This window comes from Streptococcus parasanguinis (genome assembly GCF_009717775.1).
Taxonomy (GTDB): Bacteria; Bacillota; Bacilli; order Lactobacillales; family Streptococcaceae; genus Streptococcus; species Streptococcus parasanguinis_AG.
Genome location: NZ_WMZF01000007.1, coordinates 15,955 through 34,720, shown reverse-complemented (window position 1 = coordinate 34,720; position 18,766 = coordinate 15,955). Strand labels below are relative to the sequence as shown.

Sequence of the window (18,766 nt, the reverse complement as noted above, 5' to 3'; positions counted from 1 at the left end):
CTGTGTCAAGTTACTCTTTTCACAAAAAATTTTTTTGATTTTCATAAGGAGGAAATCACGAATGGTAGTTAAAGTTGGTATTAACGGTTTCGGTCGTATCGGACGTCTTGCTTTCCGTCGTATCCAAAACGTAGAAGGTGTTGAAGTTACACGCATCAACGACCTTACAGATCCAGTTATGCTTGCACACTTGTTGAAATACGATACAACTCAAGGTCGTTTCGACGGTACTGTGGAAGTTAAAGAAGGTGGATTCGAAGTTAACGGTAAATTCGTTAAAGTTTCTGCTGAACGCGATCCAGAACAAATCGACTGGGCTAACGACGGTGTAGAAATCGTTCTTGAAGCAACTGGTTTCTTTGCTACTAAAGCAGCTGCTGAAAAACACTTGCATGCTGGTGGTGCTAAGAAAGTTGTTATCACTGCTCCTGGTGGATCAGATGTTAAAACAGTCGTATTTAACACTAACCACGATATTCTTGATGGTACTGAAACAGTTATCTCAGGTGCTTCATGTACTACAAACTGCTTGGCTCCAATGGCTAAAGCTCTTCAAGATAACTTCGGTGTTGTTGAAGGATTGATGACTACTATCCACGCTTACACTGGTGACCAAATGATCCTTGACGGTCCACACCGTAAAGGTGACCTTCGTCGTGCACGCGCTGGTGCTGCTAACATCGTTCCTAACTCAACTGGTGCTGCTAAAGCAATCGGTTTGGTTATCCCTGAATTGAACGGTAAATTGGACGGAGCTGCACAACGTGTTCCTGTTCCAACTGGATCAGTTACTGAATTGGTAGTTGTTCTTGACAAGAACGTTACTGTTGATGAAGTGAACGCAGCTATGAAAGCAGCTTCAAACGAATCATACGGTTACACTGAAGATCCAATCGTTTCTTCAGACGTTGTAGGTATGTCTTACGGATCATTGTTTGACGCAACTCAAACTAAAGTTATTGACGTTGACGGTAAACAATTGGTTAAAGTTGTTTCATGGTATGACAACGAAATGTCTTACACTGCACAACTTGTTCGTACTCTTGAATACTTCGCAAAAATTGCTAAATAATTCATGTGTATGATGAGAGGAGGGAAACCTCCTCTTTTTTTGTACTTTTTTTAGGGCTTTCTCATCATATTATAGGAATTGCCAAAATAGATTGACAGTGCTAAATAGATTAGGGTATCCTATTCTTGATTGGAGATTTCTAATACAAGAAAATGAAAGCGATTACAGGTCGTAGAGAAAGGAGCCAATGGAAATCGCTCAAGAAAAAGAAAAATACCATACAAGGAGGTCAAGATGAAGGGTCATCTATTTGAAAAGAAAGAACGATTTAGTATACGAAAATTCAGTGTGGGAGTTTGTTCCGCATTGATTGGGTTAGCATTTTTAGGAACAGGTGCTGTCTCTGCAGATGAGACGGTTTCTACTAGTGAACAACCCTTGGAAAGCTCTTCAGCAACGACCGATGATGTCAATCATTTGGTGAGAGAAGCTGGCGTCTATACTGCAGATGCGGCACTTCCTACGGCTGATCCTGCAAAACCGGCCACAGAAGCGGTCACTCCAGAGGCTAGTCCTACAAGTACAGAAGCTAGCTCGACGACTACAGATCATCCAGCTGTTTCAGAGACTGAAAAACCGAAAGCTGCTGCAGAAAAAGTGGCTGATTTACCAACCAATGAAGAAAAACAATTAAGACCCAAAGAAGTTAAGTTCGATACCTGGGACGATCTCTTGAAGTGGGAACCAGGAAAACGAGTGGATGACGATATGAACAGAGCAAGCGTCCCACTTGCGAGTCGTTTTCAAGGAAAACAAATTAATGAACAAGCCAACCCTGAAGCGAAGATCCAAGCACTGTCAAATATGAACTCCAAAGCAAAGGATCATGCGTCTGTCGGCGGGGATGAGTTTAAAGCCTATGCTTTTGATTACTGGCAATATTTGGACTCCATGGTCTTTTGGGAAGGACTGGTTCCATCAGCAGATGTGATCGATGCTGCCCACCGAAATGGGGTTCCTATTTATGGAACACTCTTTTATAACTGGTCTAGCAGCATCAAGGATCAAGAACATTTTGCAGAAACCTTGAAAGAAGATAGGGAAGGGTCTAAGACCTTCCCGATCGCGCGTAAATTAGTCGAACTTGCCAAGTACTATGGCTTTGATGGTTACTTTATCAACCAAGAAACAACCGGAAATCTTGTAGAACCATTGGGTCCAAAATTGAGAGATTTTCTTCTTTATACCAAGGAATATGCGAAAAGTCTGAACTATCCGATTAAGTATTCCTGGTATGATGCTATGACCTATGAATATGGCCGTTACCATGAGAATGCGCTGGGAGAATACAACTACAATTTCATGCAGCCAGAAAATGGGGAAAATCCAGTTGATACCTTCTTTGCTAACTTTAACTGGGGCAAATCAGAAGTGGATTATTCCATCAGTACAGCTAAATGGATTCATCGGAATCCTTATGATGTTCTAGCTGGACTCGAGCTCCAAAAAGGAGGCTCTTATAAGACTAATGTAGACTGGAATGCCATTTTAGATGAACATGGCAAGTTGCGTCTATCTCTTGGTCTTTATGCACCTGATACCATTACAGGGCTAGGAAAGACTGGAGAAGGTTACCATACCCATGAAGATCTATTCTGGACAGGTTTCCAAGGAGATCCGACTAAAGGAAAACCAGCAGACCAATCTTGGTACGGTATGTCCAATCTAGTAGTGGACAAAACTCCTATTACAAGTGAAAATTTCAATACTTCCTTCAATACTGGACACGGAAAACACTGGTTTGTGGATGGCAAGATTTCTAAAGAAGGGGAGTGGAACTACCGTTCTGTTTCTGGCTACCTTCCAACATGGCGTTGGTGGGTAGAGCATAGTGAGGATAGTGTGCCATTGAAAGGTCGTTATGATTTTGATCAAGCCTACAATGGAGGAAATTCTCTAGCCTTTGAAGGAGATTTAAAAGCCAATAGCAGTCAAAATGTCATGCTCTATTCGACCAAGATTCCTGTGACAGAAACGACAAAATTGAGCGTCAGTCATAAAGGTGGGATCGGAGCAGCTGCCTGGGTAGCTGTTGCCACCAAAGAAGACTACTCTGAATACGAATGGAAAGAATTGACACCGAGTGCAGATTGGTCTACTCAAACCTTTGATTTGGGAAGTTTGGCTGGCAAGACCATTTATGCTGTGAAGATGTTCTTTGACCATGATACGGATGTTAAAGACTACAAATTTAATCTCGGCCAATTGTCGATTACGTCGAACCAAGAGAAACCAGCGACTCCAGCAGAAGTATCCGTTCGGGCAAAACGCCTACAAAATGCGCAAGAAGCAGAAGCAGTCCTCAATTTTAAAGGGGTAGCAGATGCGGATTATTATGAAGTCTATGAAAAAGATGGCGATAACTGGCGTCTCTTAACAGGGTCTTCTGCGACAACCGTCTATCTACCAAAAGTTAGCCGTTCAGCAAGTGCTGAAGGAACCACTCAGGAACTCAAGGTTGTGGCAGTTGGAAAGAATGGTCAACGTTCGGATGCGGGAACTGTAGCCTTTGATTGGGGCATGACCGTGTCAGATACCAGTCTACCAAAAGCTTTAGCGCCAAACGTAGTCATTGGAGCCAAAGTGATCGGTTCGAGCTTCCCAGATGCGGATGGTAGTGAAGGCATTGAAGGTATGTTAAATGGGACCATTACCAGTCTTTCAGATAAATGGTCTTCTGCTCAATTGAGTGGAACCGTCGATATTCGCTTGACACAACCACGGACCATTGTTCGTTGGGTCATGGACCATGCCGGTGCGGGTGGAGAATCTGTCGACGATGGCAAGATGAATACCCGTGACTTTGATCTCTACTACAAGGATGAAGCGGGTGAGTGGAAGCTCGCTAAGGAAGTTCGTGGCAATAAAGCCCATGTATCTGACATTACACTGGATCATCCGATCAAGGCTCAAGACTGGCGTCTCCATGTCATTACAGCAGATAACGGCACCCCATGGCAAGCCATCCGGATTTACAACTGGAAGATGTATGAAAGTCTGGATACGGAAACGGTCAACATCCCAATGAAACATGCTGCAGCGCAAAACTTAGGCAATCATTTTGTCCAAGTCGGCTTCAAAGATGTTCCGGCCAATACTACACTGACTCTTTATGCTGATAAAGAAGCGACCAGTCCAATTGCGACCATGACAGCCGATCAAGCTGGAAATCTCATCTTTAAACCGCTCGCTTTTGAATCAACCCCATCTCTTCTCTACTACCGTGCGCAAGAACCTGGCAAAGATATCAGTAATGTTCTAGCGATCGAAGTTCCAAAGAATGATAAAGAAATTGCGGGACTTCAATTTGAAGATGGTTTGACCAAGAAGGTCTACCGGGAAGGGGATGCTCTTTCCTTGAAAGGAGCAACACTCCGTGTTCATTATAAAGATGGCCAAGCAGATCAACTGGTCAACCTCACCAACTCAGGTGTAGAGATTCATGGATTTGATAGTAGCAAGTTGGGAGAACAACACCTAGAAGTTTCTTACCTTGGTCAGAAATTGGATAAGACTCTCACTGTTTTTGTAGTCAGTGCAGAGGAAGCAGGTGAAAAAGCAGTTGCTGGTCTAGAATTGACCGACAAACCAAAAGTGGAATATATTGTCGGAGAAGCATTGGAGAAAGATGGCGGACGCTTTACAGTTGTCTTTGATGATGAAACAACCGAAACGCACGCCTTGACAGATGAAGGTGTGGAAGTGACTGGCTTTGATACGACTAAGGAAGGTCGCCAAACCATCACTGTCCATTACAAAGGAGCCAGCACAAGCTTTGATGTCCTCGTGAATCCAAAACCAGCTCTCAACGATGAATACCTCAAGCAAAAATTGGCTGAAGCTGAAGCTGCAAAAGCCAAAGTAGACTTTACATTTGCGACTCCAGAAGTCAAAGAAGCCCTGCTGGCTGGAATGGCTGCTTCTGAAAAAGTCTTGAAAGAGCATGATACCAGCACACAAGATCAAGTCAATGAGCAGTTGAACCAATTGACCGCTCTCTTGAAAGCCTTGGATGGTCAAGCCAATCTAACAAAAGAAAAAGAAGCTCTCTCTGCCCTAACAACAGAAGCGACTGCTCTATTAGCAAGCAAGCCAAATCACCCTTCTGGTGAGGCTTTGCAGGCACTGGTTGAGAAAAATAAAGAGCTCCTAGCTTCTTCAGAGCTCACTCCTGAAGCGCTTGAAACAGCTAAGACAGGTCTAGAGACCTTGATTGCGCTCCAGAAAGAAGATAAGCCAGCGGTCTTTGTAGACCCTGCGACTGGAGTCGAAGTTCAATTCTCCAACTTAGAGCCAACCGTTGTCAAAGGACTAAAAGTCGCAAAAGTTGAAGCCAATCAGGCAGAAAAAGAAGAGCTGAAGGGTCGAGAAGGAATCGTCTTTGATATTGAAGGCGTGGATGCCAGCGGTCAAGATATTGATACCCACCATCCATCCCTTGTGAAAATCCCTGTGGATAAGGATAAAGAAGTGGAGCAAGTCCTCTTCTTCCCTGAAGGTCAAGCTCCTCAATCCTTGGCCTTTGAGAGAGTTGGAGATGTGGTCATCTTTACCGCTCCTCACTTTACCCACTATGCGATTGTCTATAAGCCAGCAAAAACGGAAGGACCAGACCAACCGATCCAACCAGAGGAACCGGCTAAACCAGATCAGCCTGTTCAACCAGTTCAACCAAATCAGCCAGTCCAACCAGCTGCCCCAGTGACTTCGGATCCAGCTAATCCATTGAAGCCTACAGAGTCTTCTCAAGTGGATCAGTTGGCCCCAACGACTTCTACTCAAGCGGGTCATCAGGAGGAAGAACACAAGGATATGGTCGATCAAGAGATCCATCAGTTGTTAAGTGCCCACCAAGGAGCGAACTCACAGCCAACAGTTCAGCAAGGAACAAAAGATGCCAGCAAAGAAAGTCAATCGGAACACTTGCCAAATACGGCAAGCCTAGAAGCTTCCTTTGCAGCTGAAGCTGTTCTCCTAGCAGCCTTAGGCGGCTTCCTCTTGGCTGGTAAGAAGAAAGAAGAGTAAGTCTTTTACAGGATTCTTTCGTTCACTTAAAAAGTCACTCTCAAAAAACCTCTCTGGTGAAAACCAGAGAGGTTTGATCTTGTATTTAGAAGTGTCGTTCGGATCCTGTGAATTAGAGTGGAAAAGCATTGGATTTTTCTACCTCTTTTACAGCTTTTGTGATATAATTATCATGTATTAAAAAAAGAAGGAGTCATATCTAATGGCAAAATTGACTGTTAAAGACGTTGACTTGAAAGGGAAAAAAGTTCTCGTTCGTGTTGACTTCAACGTTCCTGTAAAAGATGGCGTGATCACTAACGATAACCGTATCACTGCAGCTCTTCCAACTATCAAGTACATCCTTGAACAAGGTGGACGTGCAATCCTCTTCTCTCACCTTGGACGTGTAAAAGAAGAAGCAGATAAAGAAGGTAAATCACTTGCTCCTGTAGCTGCTGACTTGGCTGCTAAATTGGGTCAAGAAGTGAAATTTATCCCAGGTGTTACACGTGGTGCTGAATTGGAAGCAGCTGTTAACGCTCTTGAAGATGGACAAGTTCTCTTGGTTGAAAACACTCGTTTCGAAGATGTTGATGGCAAGAAAGAATCTAAAAACGATCCTGAACTTGGTAAATACTGGGCATCACTTGGAGATGGTATCTTCGTAAACGATGCATTTGGTACTGCTCACCGTGCACACGCATCTAACGTTGGTATCTCTGCAAACGTTGATAAAGCTGTTGCTGGATTCCTTCTTGAAAACGAAATTGCTTACATCAAAGAAGCAGTTGAAGCTCCAGAACGTCCATTCGTAGCCATCCTTGGTGGATCTAAAGTATCTGACAAGATCGGTGTTATCGAAAACTTGCTTGAAAAAGCTGATAAAGTTCTTATCGGTGGTGGTATGACTTACACATTCTACAAAGCACAAGGTATCGAAATCGGTAACTCACTTGTAGAAGAAGACAAATTGGATGTGGCTAAAGCTCTTCTTGAAAAATCAAACGGCAAATTGATCTTGCCAGTTGACTCAAAAGAAGCGAACGCATTTGCTGACTACACTGAAGTGAAAGACACTGAAGGTGAAGCAGTAGATCCAGGATTCCTTGGTCTTGATATCGGTCCTAAATCAATCGCTAAATTCGACCAAGAATTGACTGGTGCGAAAACAGTTGTATGGAACGGACCTATGGGTGTATTTGAAAACCCTGACTTCCAAGCTGGTACAATCGGTGTGATGGACGCTATCGTGAAACAACCAGGCGTTAAATCAATCATCGGTGGTGGTGACTCAGCTGCTGCTGCGATCAACCTTGGCCGTGCAGACAAATTCTCATGGATCTCTACTGGTGGTGGTGCTTCTATGGAACTCCTTGAAGGGAAAGAACTTCCAGGATTGGCTGCTCTTACAGACAAATAATCTAATGAGAATGAAAGAGGCTGGGACACAAGTCCTAGCCTCTTAATTATTTTTGGATTGTCGAGCAAGACGCAGTGGTTGAGTGGGCTCTACTACGCTGATTTCATCAGCTTTTATAGCCCTACTCGACTGTGAGGAGGTGGGACAACGAAATCGAATTCTAACGAATTACCGATTTCTGTCCCACTCTCTTTTTTTCTTTCTATTGATATCTGTTCTCTCCTTTCTGGAAATATGGTAGAATAATAGAAATAGAAAGATAGGTGACCATGGATTACTTTAAACGACACAAATTTGATTGGTCCAAATTCCGTTTGGGGATGAGAACCTTTAAAACAGGGATTGCCGTTTTTATTGTGCTACTTATTTTTGGAATATTTGGCTGGCGCGGTCTTCAGATCGGGACCTTGACAGCTGTTTTTAGTTTGAGGGAAGACTTTGATAAGAGTGTCCACTTCGGGGCTTCGCGTGTCATGGGCAACAGTATCGGAGGTTTTTATGCTGTATTGTTCTTCCTTTTAAAAACGCTCTTTCATGGGGCGTATTGGGTGACTCTGATTTTTGTACCTATTGCGACCATGTTAACCATTATGACAAATGTCGCTATGAATAATAAAGCAGGAATTATCGGAGGAGTTTCGGCAATGCTGATCATTACCCTCTCGATTCCTAACGGAGAAACCTTCTTGTATGTTTTTGCCCGAATATTTGAGACCTTTATTGGTGTTTTCGTTGCGATTTTGGTCAATTCGGATGTGGATCGCATTCGCGATTTTCTCAAGAAACACAAAAAAACTATGTAAGATTATATAACATTTAATCTTGACATAGATTTTTTTTTCGATATAATAGAATAGAAAGAGGAATGGTATGAAGGAAAAGGAATTACGACGCTCGCTGGCAGTCTTTCCGATTGGCAGTGTTATGAAGCTGACCGACTTGACAGCTCGCCAGATTCGTTATTATGAAGATCAGGGATTGATTTCTCCTGATCGGACAGAAGGCAATCGCCGCATGTATTCGTTGGACGATATGGACCGCCTACTTGAGATCAAAGATTATATCTCAGATGGCTTCAATATTGCGGATATTAAGAAGAAATATGCGGAAAAAGAGCAAGAGCAAACCAAGGTTGTCAGTCAAGAAGAGATCCGTAAGGCTCTTCATCGTGACATTCTTCAGCAAAGTCGCTTCACATCTTCCCCATCGCCATATGGTCAATTTCGTTGATCATTTCATAAGCTTGTAATCTATTTTAAGGAGACAAAAATGTCAATTACTGCTGCAGATATTCGCCGTGAAGTAAAAGAAAAAAATGTTACTTTTATTCGCTTGATGTTCTCTGATATTTTGGGAACCATGAAGAACGTCGAAATTCCAGCTACCGATGAGCAACTGGACAAGGTTCTTTCAAACAAAGCCATGTTTGATGGTTCTTCTATCGAAGGATTTGTCCGTATCAACGAGTCAGACATGTATCTTTACCCAGATTTAGATACATGGACAGTTTTCCCTTGGGGAGATGAAAATGGTAGCGTAGCTGGCTTGATCTGTGATGTCTATACGACAGAAGGGGAACCATTTGCAGGAGACCCACGTGGCAACTTGAAACGTGCCCTTCGTCATATGGAAAAACTTGGCTTCAAATCCTTTAACCTTGGACCAGAACCAGAATTCTTCCTCTTTAAGTTGGACGAAAATGGAGATCCAACTCTTGAAGTAAACGACAAAGGTGGCTATTTTGACTTGGCTCCAACAGATCTTGCGGATAACACTCGTCGTGAAATCGTGAATGTCTTGACCAAGATGGGCTTTGAAGTAGAAGCCAGTCACCACGAAGTAGCCGTTGGTCAGCATGAAATCGACTTTAAGTATGACGAAGTTCTCCGCGCTTGTGACAAGATCCAAATCTTTAAACTTGTCGTGAAAACTATCGCTCGTAAACACGGCTTGTATGCAACCTTTATGGCCAAACCAAAATTTGGAATTGCCGGATCAGGTATGCACTGTAATATGTCTCTCTTTGACCAGGATGGCAACAATGCCTTCTTTGATCCGGAAGATCCACGTGGAATGCAATTGTCAGAAACAGCTTATCACTTCTTGGGTGGTTTGATCAAGCATGCCTACAACTTTACAGCCGTGACCAACCCGACTGTCAACTCTTATAAACGTTTGGTTCCTGGATATGAAGCTCCCGTTTATATCGCTTGGGCAGGTCGCAACCGTTCCCCATTGGTACGTGTGCCAGCATCACGTGGTATGGGAACTCGTTTGGAATTGCGCTCCGTAGACCCAATGGCCAATCCTTATGTAGCCTTGGCAGTCTTGCTTGAAGTTGGCCTTCACGGGATTGAAAATAAAATCGAAGCACCTGCTCCGATCGAAGAAAATATCTATGTGATGACACCGGAAGAACGTAGAGCAGCTGGAATTACAGATCTCCCTTCTACCCTTCACAATGCCTTGAAAGCCTTGACAGAAGACGAAGTGGTGAAAGCTGCCTTGGGTGAGCACATCTACACCAGCTTCCTTGAAGCCAAACGAATCGAATGGGCAAGCTATGCGACCTTCGTATCTCAATGGGAAGTAGATAACTATTTAGATCTTTATTAAGAAACAAGAGTAAAGAGGCTAGGACAAAAGTCCTAGCCTCTCAATTATTTTTGGATTGTCGAGCAAGACGCAGTGGTTGAGTGGACTCTACTACGCTGATTTCATCAGCTTTTACAGCCCTACTCAATTGTGCGGAGGTGGGACGACGAAATCGAATTCTAACGAATGACCGATTTCTGTGCCACTCTCTTTTTGATCTTCATAAGGTTACTATAAAACCAGTTGAAACAATAGTCTCAACTGGTTGTTTTGTTAATTTTCGTCATCTGGTGTGAGAATCATAGGAATAATGATAGGTTCACGTTCCGTGCTCTCGTATAAGAATGGACGAAGGGCATTGACAATCGCACCATTGACGGTTTGGATATTGGCATCTTTGTTCTTCAAGGCGATACGAATAGCATTGAAGAGAATGCGTTGGCTTTCACGAATCAGATCTCCTGATTCACGCATGTAGATGAAACCACGGCTCAAGATGTCTGGTCCAGCCAGGATCATCTTCGATTTGAAGTCAACAGTCGCAACAGCAAGCACGACACCGTCTTCGGAAAGGTCTCTCCGGTCACGAAGGACAGCAGCCCCGATTTCACCGATACGATTTCCATCGACATAGATGTCTTGAGCATTGAAGCTTCCTGCGATCCGAGCAGAGTTGGCTGTTAGAGCGAGGACATCACCATTACTCATGATGAAGATATTGTCTTTTTCAACTCCGCAATCACGCGCAAGTCCTGCGTGGATCTTCTGCATTCGGTATTCACCATGGACAGGCATGAAGTATTTTGGTTTGATCAAGCGGAGCATAAGTTTTTGTTCTTGTTGCCCCCCGTGTCCAGAAGTATGGATGTTGTTGATCTTCCCGTGGATGACATCGACACCCGCTTCTGAAATAGTATTGATCAATTTATTCACACTGGTTGTATTACCAGGAATCGGACTAGAAGAGAAGATCACGGTATCTCCTGGTTGGAGTTGTACTTGGCGGTGCGTTCCGTTGGCAATCCGAGAGAGGGCTGCCATTGGCTCTCCTTGGCTTCCTGTACACATGATCAGGATTTCATTGGCCGCATAGTCTTTGATCTCATTTGGCTCGATAATGGTTCCAGCAGGGACCTTGATATAGCCAAGCTCGATTCCATTGACGATGGCTTTTTCCATCGAGCGTCCAAAGACGACGATCTTGCGGCCGGTCTTGACAGCTGCCTCAGCTGCTTGTTGGAGACGGAAGATATTCGAAGCAAAGGAAGCAAAGATGATGCGCCCGTGGATGCCTTCAATGATCTTCATGATGGATTGGCCAACTACTTTTTCAGAGTTGGTAAAGGTTGGGACTTCCGCGTTAGTTGAGTCCGAGAGCAGGCAGAGAACGCCTTCTTCCCCAAGGGCCGCCATACGATGGAGGTCAGCCGGTTCCCCAACAGGTGTGAAGTCAAATTTGAAGTCTCCGGTACAAACAATCTTTCCTTGAGGGGTGTGAATCACAATCCCTAAAGGTTCTGGAATCGAGTGAGTCGTACGGAAGAAGGTTGCTTTAAGATTTTTAAATTGAAGCTCAGTGTTTTGGTTGATTTCGTAGAGTTTGGCATCACGAAGAAGGCCGTGCTCTTCTAATTTTCCACGGATCAAGGCAAGCGCCAAAGGTCCAGCGTAGATAGGGACATTGGCTTGCTTCAAAAGAAAGGGAATCCCACCGATGTGGTCTTCGTGCCCGTGGGTAATGAGGACCGCTTTGACGCGATCGATATTGTCAACGATATAAGAGTAATCCGGGATTACATAGTCGATCCCAAGGAGGTCATCTTCTGGAAATTTGATCCCGGCATCGACAATGATGATTTCATCTTGGTATTCGATCCCGTAGGTATTTTTCCCGATTTCTCCAAGTCCACCAATGGCAAATACACCAACTTCTTCAGGTTTTAAGGTATAAGCCATGGATTAGTACTCCGTTAGTTCAAAAGCACCTGACTCTTTCTCGTAAGCAAGGTGTTGCTCAGAAAGTGGTGTGATAAATTCAATGTTGAAATCTGTGTTTGCTTCAACCAATTGACGAGCTTGGATGCGTCCTTCGCGCTCATTCGGTGCATCAATATCGAGATAAAGTGCATGCGTGGTTTCACGACGAGGGTTGCGGTCTTTTGTTTCCTGATAAAAAACTTTGTAAATCATGAAGTAATTTTCCTTTCATTATTTCGGTCTATTTGTTAGCTGCGAAGGAGTGCAATCACTAGAGTTTCCTACTCGCAACTAGTGGACCTGATTCGATACAATTAATTATCATTATATCATAAATTCGCCTGTAAGTAAAAGATAGACTGGAAAAGTCAGAGAGGCAAAGACCTATAATAGAGAAGTTTTTGAGCGGTTTTGGATAGGAAAATTCTGCGCTCTAGAGGAGAGTTTCGCTGGGATTTGAAGGGAATTTGTAGTATAATATAATCCAGTTCAAGAGGAGTAGGAAATGAAATTATTAGCATTTGATACCTCGAGTAAGGCTCTTTCTGTAGCGATTTTAGAAGATGAGGCTCTACTTGCAGAAACAACATTAACTATTAAAAAAAATCATAGTATCACCTTGATGCCGGTCATCGATTTTTTGATGCAACAAATCGACTTGACACCCAAGGACTTGGATCGCATCGTGGTGGCAGAAGGGCCTGGGAGCTACACTGGGCTGCGCATTGCGGTCGCAACCGCAAAGACCTTGGCTCATACCTTAGGGATTGAATTGGTCGGGGTTTCTAGCCTCTTAGCTCTAGTGCCAGATGATCTAGAAGGTTTGGTAGTGCCTGTCATGGATGCCCGTCGAAACAACGTCTATGTAGGTTTTTACCAAGAAGATCAGCTGGTTGCACCAGAAGGGCATTTTCCATTTGAGGAAGTTATAGAACGTGCAGCGACGAGTGAGCAGGTCACCTTTGTCGGAGAAGTCACGGCCTTTAAGGAGCAGATCGCCTCTAGTCTGCCAAGTGCTACTTACTATGAAACCTTGCCAGATGCAGTGAAAATCGGACGTCTCGGTCTCAAACAAGCGCCTGCCAGCCTCCATGATTTTGTCCCTCATTATCTCAAACGGGTCGAAGCAGAGGAAAATTGGCTCAAAGACCACACAGAAACAACGACCTCTTACATCAAGCGCCTATGATGAAAGGAACAATCAGGAACGGGAGTAGCCAAGATGCGGCTGCTATTCTCGCTGTCATGGAAGATGTCTATGAAGCTAATCCCTGGAAGTTGGAGCAGATCCAAGCTGATTTAGAGCAGGAATCGATTTTCTATTTCCTAGCTGTGGATGAAGGACAAGTCCTTGGGTTTGTTGCCATTCAAGAGACTCTTTATGAAGCAGAGGTCTTACAGATTGCGGTCAAGCGCGCCTTTCAAGGCCAAGGCCTAGCTCAGCAGTTACTCGCGCAGTTGCCGGACCAAAAAGAGATTTTCTTAGAAGTGCGCGTGTCCAATCAACCGGCCCAAGGCCTATACAAAAAAATGCATTTTGAAGAAATTGCACGGAGGAAAAACTACTATCACGATCCCATAGAGGATGCTGTGATCATGAAGAGGAACCCAAATGAAAGATAGATATATTTTGGCTTTTGAGACATCTTGTGATGAGACCAGTGTGGCTGTCTTGAAAAATGACGACCAACTCTTGTCCAATGTCATTGCCAGTCAAATCGAAAGTCACAAGCGTTTTGGTGGGGTGGTGCCTGAGGTAGCCTCTCGTCACCATGTGGAAGTCATCACCGCTTGTATTGAAGAAGCCCTGGAAGAAGCTGGCATCACAGAAGCCGATGTCACAGCTGTAGCTGTCACCTACGGTCCAGGCCTGGTTGGAGCTCTCTTGGTCGGCCTAGCAGCAGCCAAGGCCTTTGCCTGGGCGCATGGACTTCCTTTGATTCCTGTCAATCATATGGCAGGGCACTTGATGGCCGCTCAAAGCGTCGAGCCCTTAGAATTTCCACTTTTGGCCTTGCTGGTGAGTGGAGGACATACAGAACTAGTCTACGTCAGTGAAGCGGGTGATTATAAGATCGTCGGAGAGACCCGTGATGATGCTGTCGGAGAGGCTTATGACAAGGTCGGGCGCGTGATGGGCTTGACCTATCCAGCAGGACGTGAAATTGATCAACTAGCCCACCAAGGGGCTGATATCTACGATTTCCCACGGGCCATGATCAAGGAAGACAATCTGGAATTCTCTTTTTCAGGGCTCAAATCGGCCTTTATCAATCTGCACCATAATGCGCAGCAAAAAGGAGAAAGTCTCTCAAACGCAGACCTGTCAGCAAGCTTTCAGGCTGCCGTATTAGACATTCTCATGGCTAAGACCAAGAAGGCTTTGGAGAAATATCCGGTCAAAACCCTAGTCGTTGCTGGTGGGGTCGCAGCCAACCAAGGTCTCCGTGAACGCCTGGCTTCTGACATCACCGATGTCAAGGTCATCATTCCACCACTGCGCCTCTGCGGGGACAATGCAGGGATGATCGCCTATGCCAGTGTCAGTGAGTGGAACAAAGAAAACTTCGCAGGCTGGGATCTTAATGCCAAACCAAGTCTAGCTTTTGAAGGAATTGAATAAGAAAAAAGAGCCAATTGGATGTGCGATTCCAATGGCTTTTTTGCTGGGATCTCACCAACTAGTAGCGGATTTGCGAGTCGAAAGAAAATTCGGTATGATAGAAGGAATGAAAGATTGGTGAGGGAGAGAATAGATATGAAGAAAGAGAAGAGCTCTAAATATAGAATTGGTACGATGCTTGTCTTTGCGGTCTGTTTGCTACTGGTTGCAGGATGCGAATCGCAAAAGAAAATTGAAAAAAGTGATAAGAGTAAAGAGTCCTATGAATTTTCAGTCTATAATGCGAAATCCGACATTAAAGACTTTCGATTTATCCATGCTAAAAATGGGCTTGTGGTAGAATGGAAGTTTGATGAAAAAGAACGGAAGAAATCTTTGAAGTCTCCCGATTCATCAGATTGGGTTAGGGTGAACTCTAATTATTTGGTTAGGCAAAGAAACAGAGTAAGAGATATTATTCCATCGAAAAAAATGAAGTCAGATGAATACGCCCATTTAGAAATCTATGATTTAACAGGGAGTAAGGCGAAACGAAAGGAAGTTGATCTTTGGAAGATGATGGTGGAGTATGTAAAAAATGATGATTTTGTGCTCTATGGTCCTTTCCCGACTCTTCGAAAAATGAATGGGAATGACTACGCTATCATTAAAATTATGAAGCGAACTCAGCCACGTTATTTCTTGCTTAATCTTAAAACCCTTAAAATTGATAAAGAAACAACGGAAGAAGAATTAAATGAGAAGAATAGAGTGTATCTCTCCATTTCTATCCGTAAAGGCTACGCTGATGGAGTTTATCCCTTTGATAATGGTTTTTGGAAGGATGAATCTTACAAAGGTAATATCAATTTAAAAGCATCCTATCCGTCTGCTTTTAAACTCTTTTCAAAACAAGAAGGTTTTGCGTATAAAGTGATCAATTCTGAGAATGGTGCCATTACGAATGGAAAAGAACTGATAGATCTTGAATCAGAATTTCTTACATTAGGTTCCTCTGTGTACGATTATGCCTATCTGCCTAAAGAACTGAGTATAGAAAATAAGGATACGAAAATCTCTCAGTTCGACGAGATTCAACAGTATTATAACGGTAAATCTTTTTCATATTGATACTGAGAGAATTTTTAGAAAACATACAAGGAGAGTGAAAAAGAGGTTGTTATGCAAACAATGATTAATTTAGGGATATGGGAGAACAAGAATTACCATTTTGATTGGGAGGAAAAAATCTTACTAGAAGAGACATCTTCTCCTAACTACTGGTCTTATGTACTGCTCCCTATTACATTATTTATTATCAACAAAATTTCGGATGGATTAGCGGAAGCTGGAATATTTGACAATCAGTTGGTACGACTTGGAACGATTCCGATTTTAGGTGTTATCTCCTACTTTCTTGCTGCTTGGATCATTCGATATTACCATGCAAGCCTGAAATTACAGACATCTAAGTTGGATGAGGATCAGTGCAAGAAGTTAATCAAGGCATTAAAGAGAAGGAAGGTGTACTTTACATTTCTGGTCAATCTTTTTAGGTGCCTAACTGTAGCCGCTATTCTTTTGTTTGTTATCGGAAATGAAACCATTGCAGCACTCTTTTTGATGATTAGTTTTATAGTGATGTTTATGTTCAAATTTGATTACCAATTATCCAAATGGCCCGATATGATAGAGATCATATCTCAAGAAGTGGAAAACGGTAATTAAGGAAATCTCTGATGGGCATGAGGCCTTTGAAAAAGTAGGTGAATGTATTGAAAAAATTTTTAAGTTTGAAACTGGTTTGTCTAGCAATTATTGTAGTCGGTTTAGTATTCTATTTTAAACCTTCAGAGACTAAGAAAAATCCTATCGAAAAGGGACCTAGCTCAACAAAAGTCATTCATGAAGGGAATCTCAAGGATGTTCAGCTATTTGGTGAGAAAAATCAATTTGTTTTGAGTAAGGATCTGACCTTGGTTGATGGGAAGTATCTGGTTGGTTTTGACTATGTAAAAACCGATGACAGAATAAAATGGGAGTATGTCGGATTCCGATATTACGAGATTGACAATCAATTTAAAGAAACAACCGTAAATGCTTTAGATGAGATTCGAAAGACAGCACCAAAAGCCTTTATTTATGATTATCAAATAAACGTTAATAGCGGAGTGAGTGTTGTGGATATGGGATATTATGTGTCTCGTAGTGCAATGGAACGTAATATTGGAGATGGGAAAAATATTTATTACAAGTTGGATGAACAGAAATACTATAGCAAGTATGCCATCCCAGAGGGCAGTGCAGTTAAGGAAAAAATTATAGACTATACAAATTTAATGGAATTAATCGATAAGAATACCGGTTTTGACCTTCAAGCAGGATTTAAATTTCAGAAACAGGCTAAGAATGTAAATACAAATATCAATTTATTTGTACATTATCCGGAGTTCAAAGAGAAAATGTTGAGTGGTAAGTACTGGATTGAACCTAGATTACAGTTGTTAAGTAGTAAGGAATGGTTTGATACTCTTCTTCATTGGTTTGCACCTAAAGGACAGGACACCTTACCTGGTGTAAAAATTGAAGCTCGGTACTCAATAGATGGTCAAGAACATGAAATTCGTTCTTATGATGAGTTTAAACAATACTACAATGGAAAAGGTGGTGAATTGGCTGAGTAAAGCTTCATCTGGAACATTAGGAGAAGAAAGTTGGATTTGATCAGGTTGGTACCGTCCAGGATGCTATGTTGAAAGCATATAGGAAGTAAGTAGAATGTTAGAATATAAAGAAACAAGTATTTTCTGTCACCAATTGGTAGAATACGATGGTAAACATTTTATTTTGGATGCTAGTACTATGAAGCCCAAGCTCTATTATTGGGGGTTGCCAACGGAAGAGATCACTGTTGAGATGATGGAAGTAGATAAAAAGGTTACAATTCCAGGCACACCCATCAATAAAATAAAAGGAGGGACAGCAGCCATTATAGTCCAGCCATTTGTTGGAGTGGTTTATAGACTCTTACAAAATCTATTCAGTGAGTATGATATTAGTCAGCAAATTTTTCTAAAGATGGTCTTATTCATGGTTGCCATGCTTATATCTTTTGCGTTCTTTCGATTTTCTATAGCAAAGGCTCGTAAAAAAGTTAAGAATCTATTTCCTACAGCGACTAAGAGATACAGGGTGACTTTCAAGCCGATACCAGAAAGAAAGCAAATTTTTGATGCCCATCTATTAAATGTTGTCTTACTGGCCTGTTTAGCCATGTATTTATTCAACAATAATGGACAAGAGGGGATCTTTTTGGTGATAGGCGGTATTCTTACGGCTTTTCTATTGACCTTTGAATTTGGTAAAGTTCCAGTTCTTTTAGGAGCTAAAACAGGGAATTTAAGGCTTGATAGTGTAGAAGAGATAATCATTGAAAAAAGTAATTAGAATTGAATGGATAAGAAAAAAAGAGTAGAAACGATGAAAAAAACGATCGTTTTGATTGTAGCGCTTCTATCATTAACAGCATGCGCCCAGTCTCGACAGGAATCAAAAGATTCTTCGCCAAGCAAAACGGAGCAGATCTCAAAAGAGTCTTCAACTGTTAAAAATGAAAAAGGCTTGCAGTTTGTGGTGGGACCACAGTATGAAGGAAAAGAATCAAATGTAATTGAATTAGGGAAGAAATTAACCAAGGAACATCCAGAACTTGGAAATCAAGGAAGCCTATCGATCAACTTTACTGGAGCAACTTTTTCATCAAATCAACAAGAATATGCTGTTTTTCTATTGATTAACAAAGCTGGATTTCAAATTGATAAGGATTTTGAGTTTTCATTGAATTGGAAATATGATGGGTAATTCATATATCAACATCAACGGATTGGCTATAAAATTAGTGACAGTGGAGCATTGCCGGATCAATCTGCTACGATTTTGACCTTGCCAATATCAAGCGAGCAAAAACAAATTGTCGAGACCATGACACAAGAAGAAAAGATGTCATTAGAGATATCAGATTTAAAAGTAAATAAGTAGGTAGAGATAGGAGTATAATGAGGGGTTATCCTTTCTATACCAGATCTCCTTTTTC

Annotated in this window: 15 protein-coding genes and 1 pseudogene; 14 read left to right on the top strand and 2 right to left on the bottom strand. The window is 42.4% G+C overall.

The genetic code is table 11. The annotated features are described in order from the left end of the window. Positions 1–61 precede the first annotated feature (61 nt). The 6 genes from gap (at position 62) to glnA (ending at position 10,115) form a co-directional block, all read left to right on the top strand. The gene (gene gap / locus GMC92_RS08170) at positions 62–1,072 is read left to right on the top strand and encodes a type I glyceraldehyde-3-phosphate dehydrogenase (RefSeq protein ID WP_003003093.1); all 1,011 of its coding nucleotides are present in this window, start codon (positions 62–64) and stop codon (positions 1,070–1,072) included. A gap of 234 nt (positions 1,073–1,306) precedes the next feature. Then, the gene (locus tag GMC92_RS08165; RefSeq protein WP_155200139.1) at positions 1,307–6,097 is read left to right on the top strand and encodes an endo-beta-N-acetylglucosaminidase; all 4,791 of its coding nucleotides are present in this window, start codon (positions 1,307–1,309) and stop codon (positions 6,095–6,097) included. 202 nt (positions 6,098–6,299) lie between these two features. Further along, a complete protein-coding gene (locus tag GMC92_RS08160; protein ID WP_003008876.1) occupies positions 6,300–7,499 on the top strand; it encodes a phosphoglycerate kinase in 1,200 nt (399 codons plus the stop codon). Positions 7,500–7,768: 269 nt separating this feature from the next. After that, positions 7,769–8,302, top strand: a complete 534-nt coding sequence (locus GMC92_RS08150; protein WP_070466639.1) for an FUSC family protein — start codon at positions 7,769–7,771, stop codon at positions 8,300–8,302. Between the two features lie 67 nt (positions 8,303–8,369). Next, positions 8,370–8,729, top strand: coding sequence for a MerR family transcriptional regulator (locus tag GMC92_RS08145; RefSeq protein ID WP_003008872.1), 360 nt, complete (start codon positions 8,370–8,372; stop codon positions 8,727–8,729). Positions 8,730–8,768: 39 nt separating this feature from the next. Next, the gene (glnA, locus tag GMC92_RS08140; protein ID WP_023919214.1) at positions 8,769–10,115 is read left to right on the top strand and encodes a type I glutamate--ammonia ligase; all 1,347 of its coding nucleotides are present in this window, start codon (positions 8,769–8,771) and stop codon (positions 10,113–10,115) included. A gap of 252 nt (positions 10,116–10,367) precedes the next feature. Here the strand turns inward: glnA and rnjA are convergent, their stop codons facing one another. Beyond that, the gene (rnjA, locus tag GMC92_RS08130; protein WP_003008868.1) at positions 10,368–12,050 is read right to left on the bottom strand and encodes a ribonuclease J1; all 1,683 of its coding nucleotides are present in this window, start codon (positions 12,048–12,050) and stop codon (positions 10,368–10,370) included. A 3-nt stretch (positions 12,051–12,053) separates the two neighbouring features. Continuing rightward, positions 12,054–12,284, bottom strand: a complete 231-nt coding sequence (locus GMC92_RS08125) for a DNA-directed RNA polymerase subunit epsilon (RefSeq protein WP_003008866.1) — start codon at positions 12,282–12,284, stop codon at positions 12,054–12,056. Between the two features lie 292 nt (positions 12,285–12,576). On the opposite strand from GMC92_RS08125, the gene tsaB reads away from it, so the two are divergent. The 8 genes and pseudogenes from tsaB to GMC92_RS08085 all read left to right on the top strand — a co-directional run bounded on the left by tsaB (position 12,577) and on the right by GMC92_RS08085 (position 18,711). Continuing rightward, on the top strand, positions 12,577–13,260 hold the full coding sequence (gene tsaB, locus GMC92_RS08120) for a tRNA (adenosine(37)-N6)-threonylcarbamoyltransferase complex dimerization subunit type 1 TsaB (RefSeq protein ID WP_155200137.1): 684 nt from the start codon (positions 12,577–12,579) through the stop codon (positions 13,258–13,260). Continuing rightward, positions 13,257–13,694, top strand: coding sequence for a ribosomal protein S18-alanine N-acetyltransferase (gene rimI / locus GMC92_RS08115; protein WP_155200136.1), 438 nt, complete (start codon positions 13,257–13,259; stop codon positions 13,692–13,694). The genes tsaB and rimI overlap by 4 nt, the downstream gene beginning before the upstream one ends. Beyond that, positions 13,684–14,694, top strand: coding sequence for a tRNA (adenosine(37)-N6)-threonylcarbamoyltransferase complex transferase subunit TsaD (tsaD, locus tag GMC92_RS08110; protein ID WP_155200135.1), 1,011 nt, complete (start codon positions 13,684–13,686; stop codon positions 14,692–14,694). Before rimI ends, tsaD begins: the two co-directional genes overlap by 11 nt. Before the next feature lie 135 nt (positions 14,695–14,829). After that, complete coding sequence (locus GMC92_RS08105; RefSeq protein ID WP_155200134.1) at positions 14,830–15,804, top strand: hypothetical protein; 975 nt, start codon at positions 14,830–14,832, stop codon at positions 15,802–15,804. 51 nt (positions 15,805–15,855) lie between these two features. Continuing rightward, positions 15,856–16,401 (top strand): hypothetical protein, encoded by a 546-nt coding sequence (locus GMC92_RS08100; protein ID WP_155200133.1) that lies wholly within the window; start codon positions 15,856–15,858, stop codon positions 16,399–16,401. A 38-nt stretch (positions 16,402–16,439) separates the two neighbouring features. Next, positions 16,440–17,357, top strand: a complete 918-nt coding sequence (locus GMC92_RS08095) for a hypothetical protein (protein WP_298614892.1) — start codon at positions 16,440–16,442, stop codon at positions 17,355–17,357. Between the two features lie 94 nt (positions 17,358–17,451). Next, positions 17,452–18,120 carry a DUF443 domain-containing protein gene (locus tag GMC92_RS08090; RefSeq protein ID WP_155200132.1) on the top strand — a complete coding sequence of 223 codons (669 nt, stop codon included), beginning with the start codon at positions 17,452–17,454 and terminating at the stop codon, positions 18,118–18,120. Between the two features lie 6 nt (positions 18,121–18,126). After that, positions 18,127–18,711, top strand: a pseudogene (locus GMC92_RS08085) (hypothetical protein). Positions 18,712–18,766 lie beyond the last annotated feature (55 nt).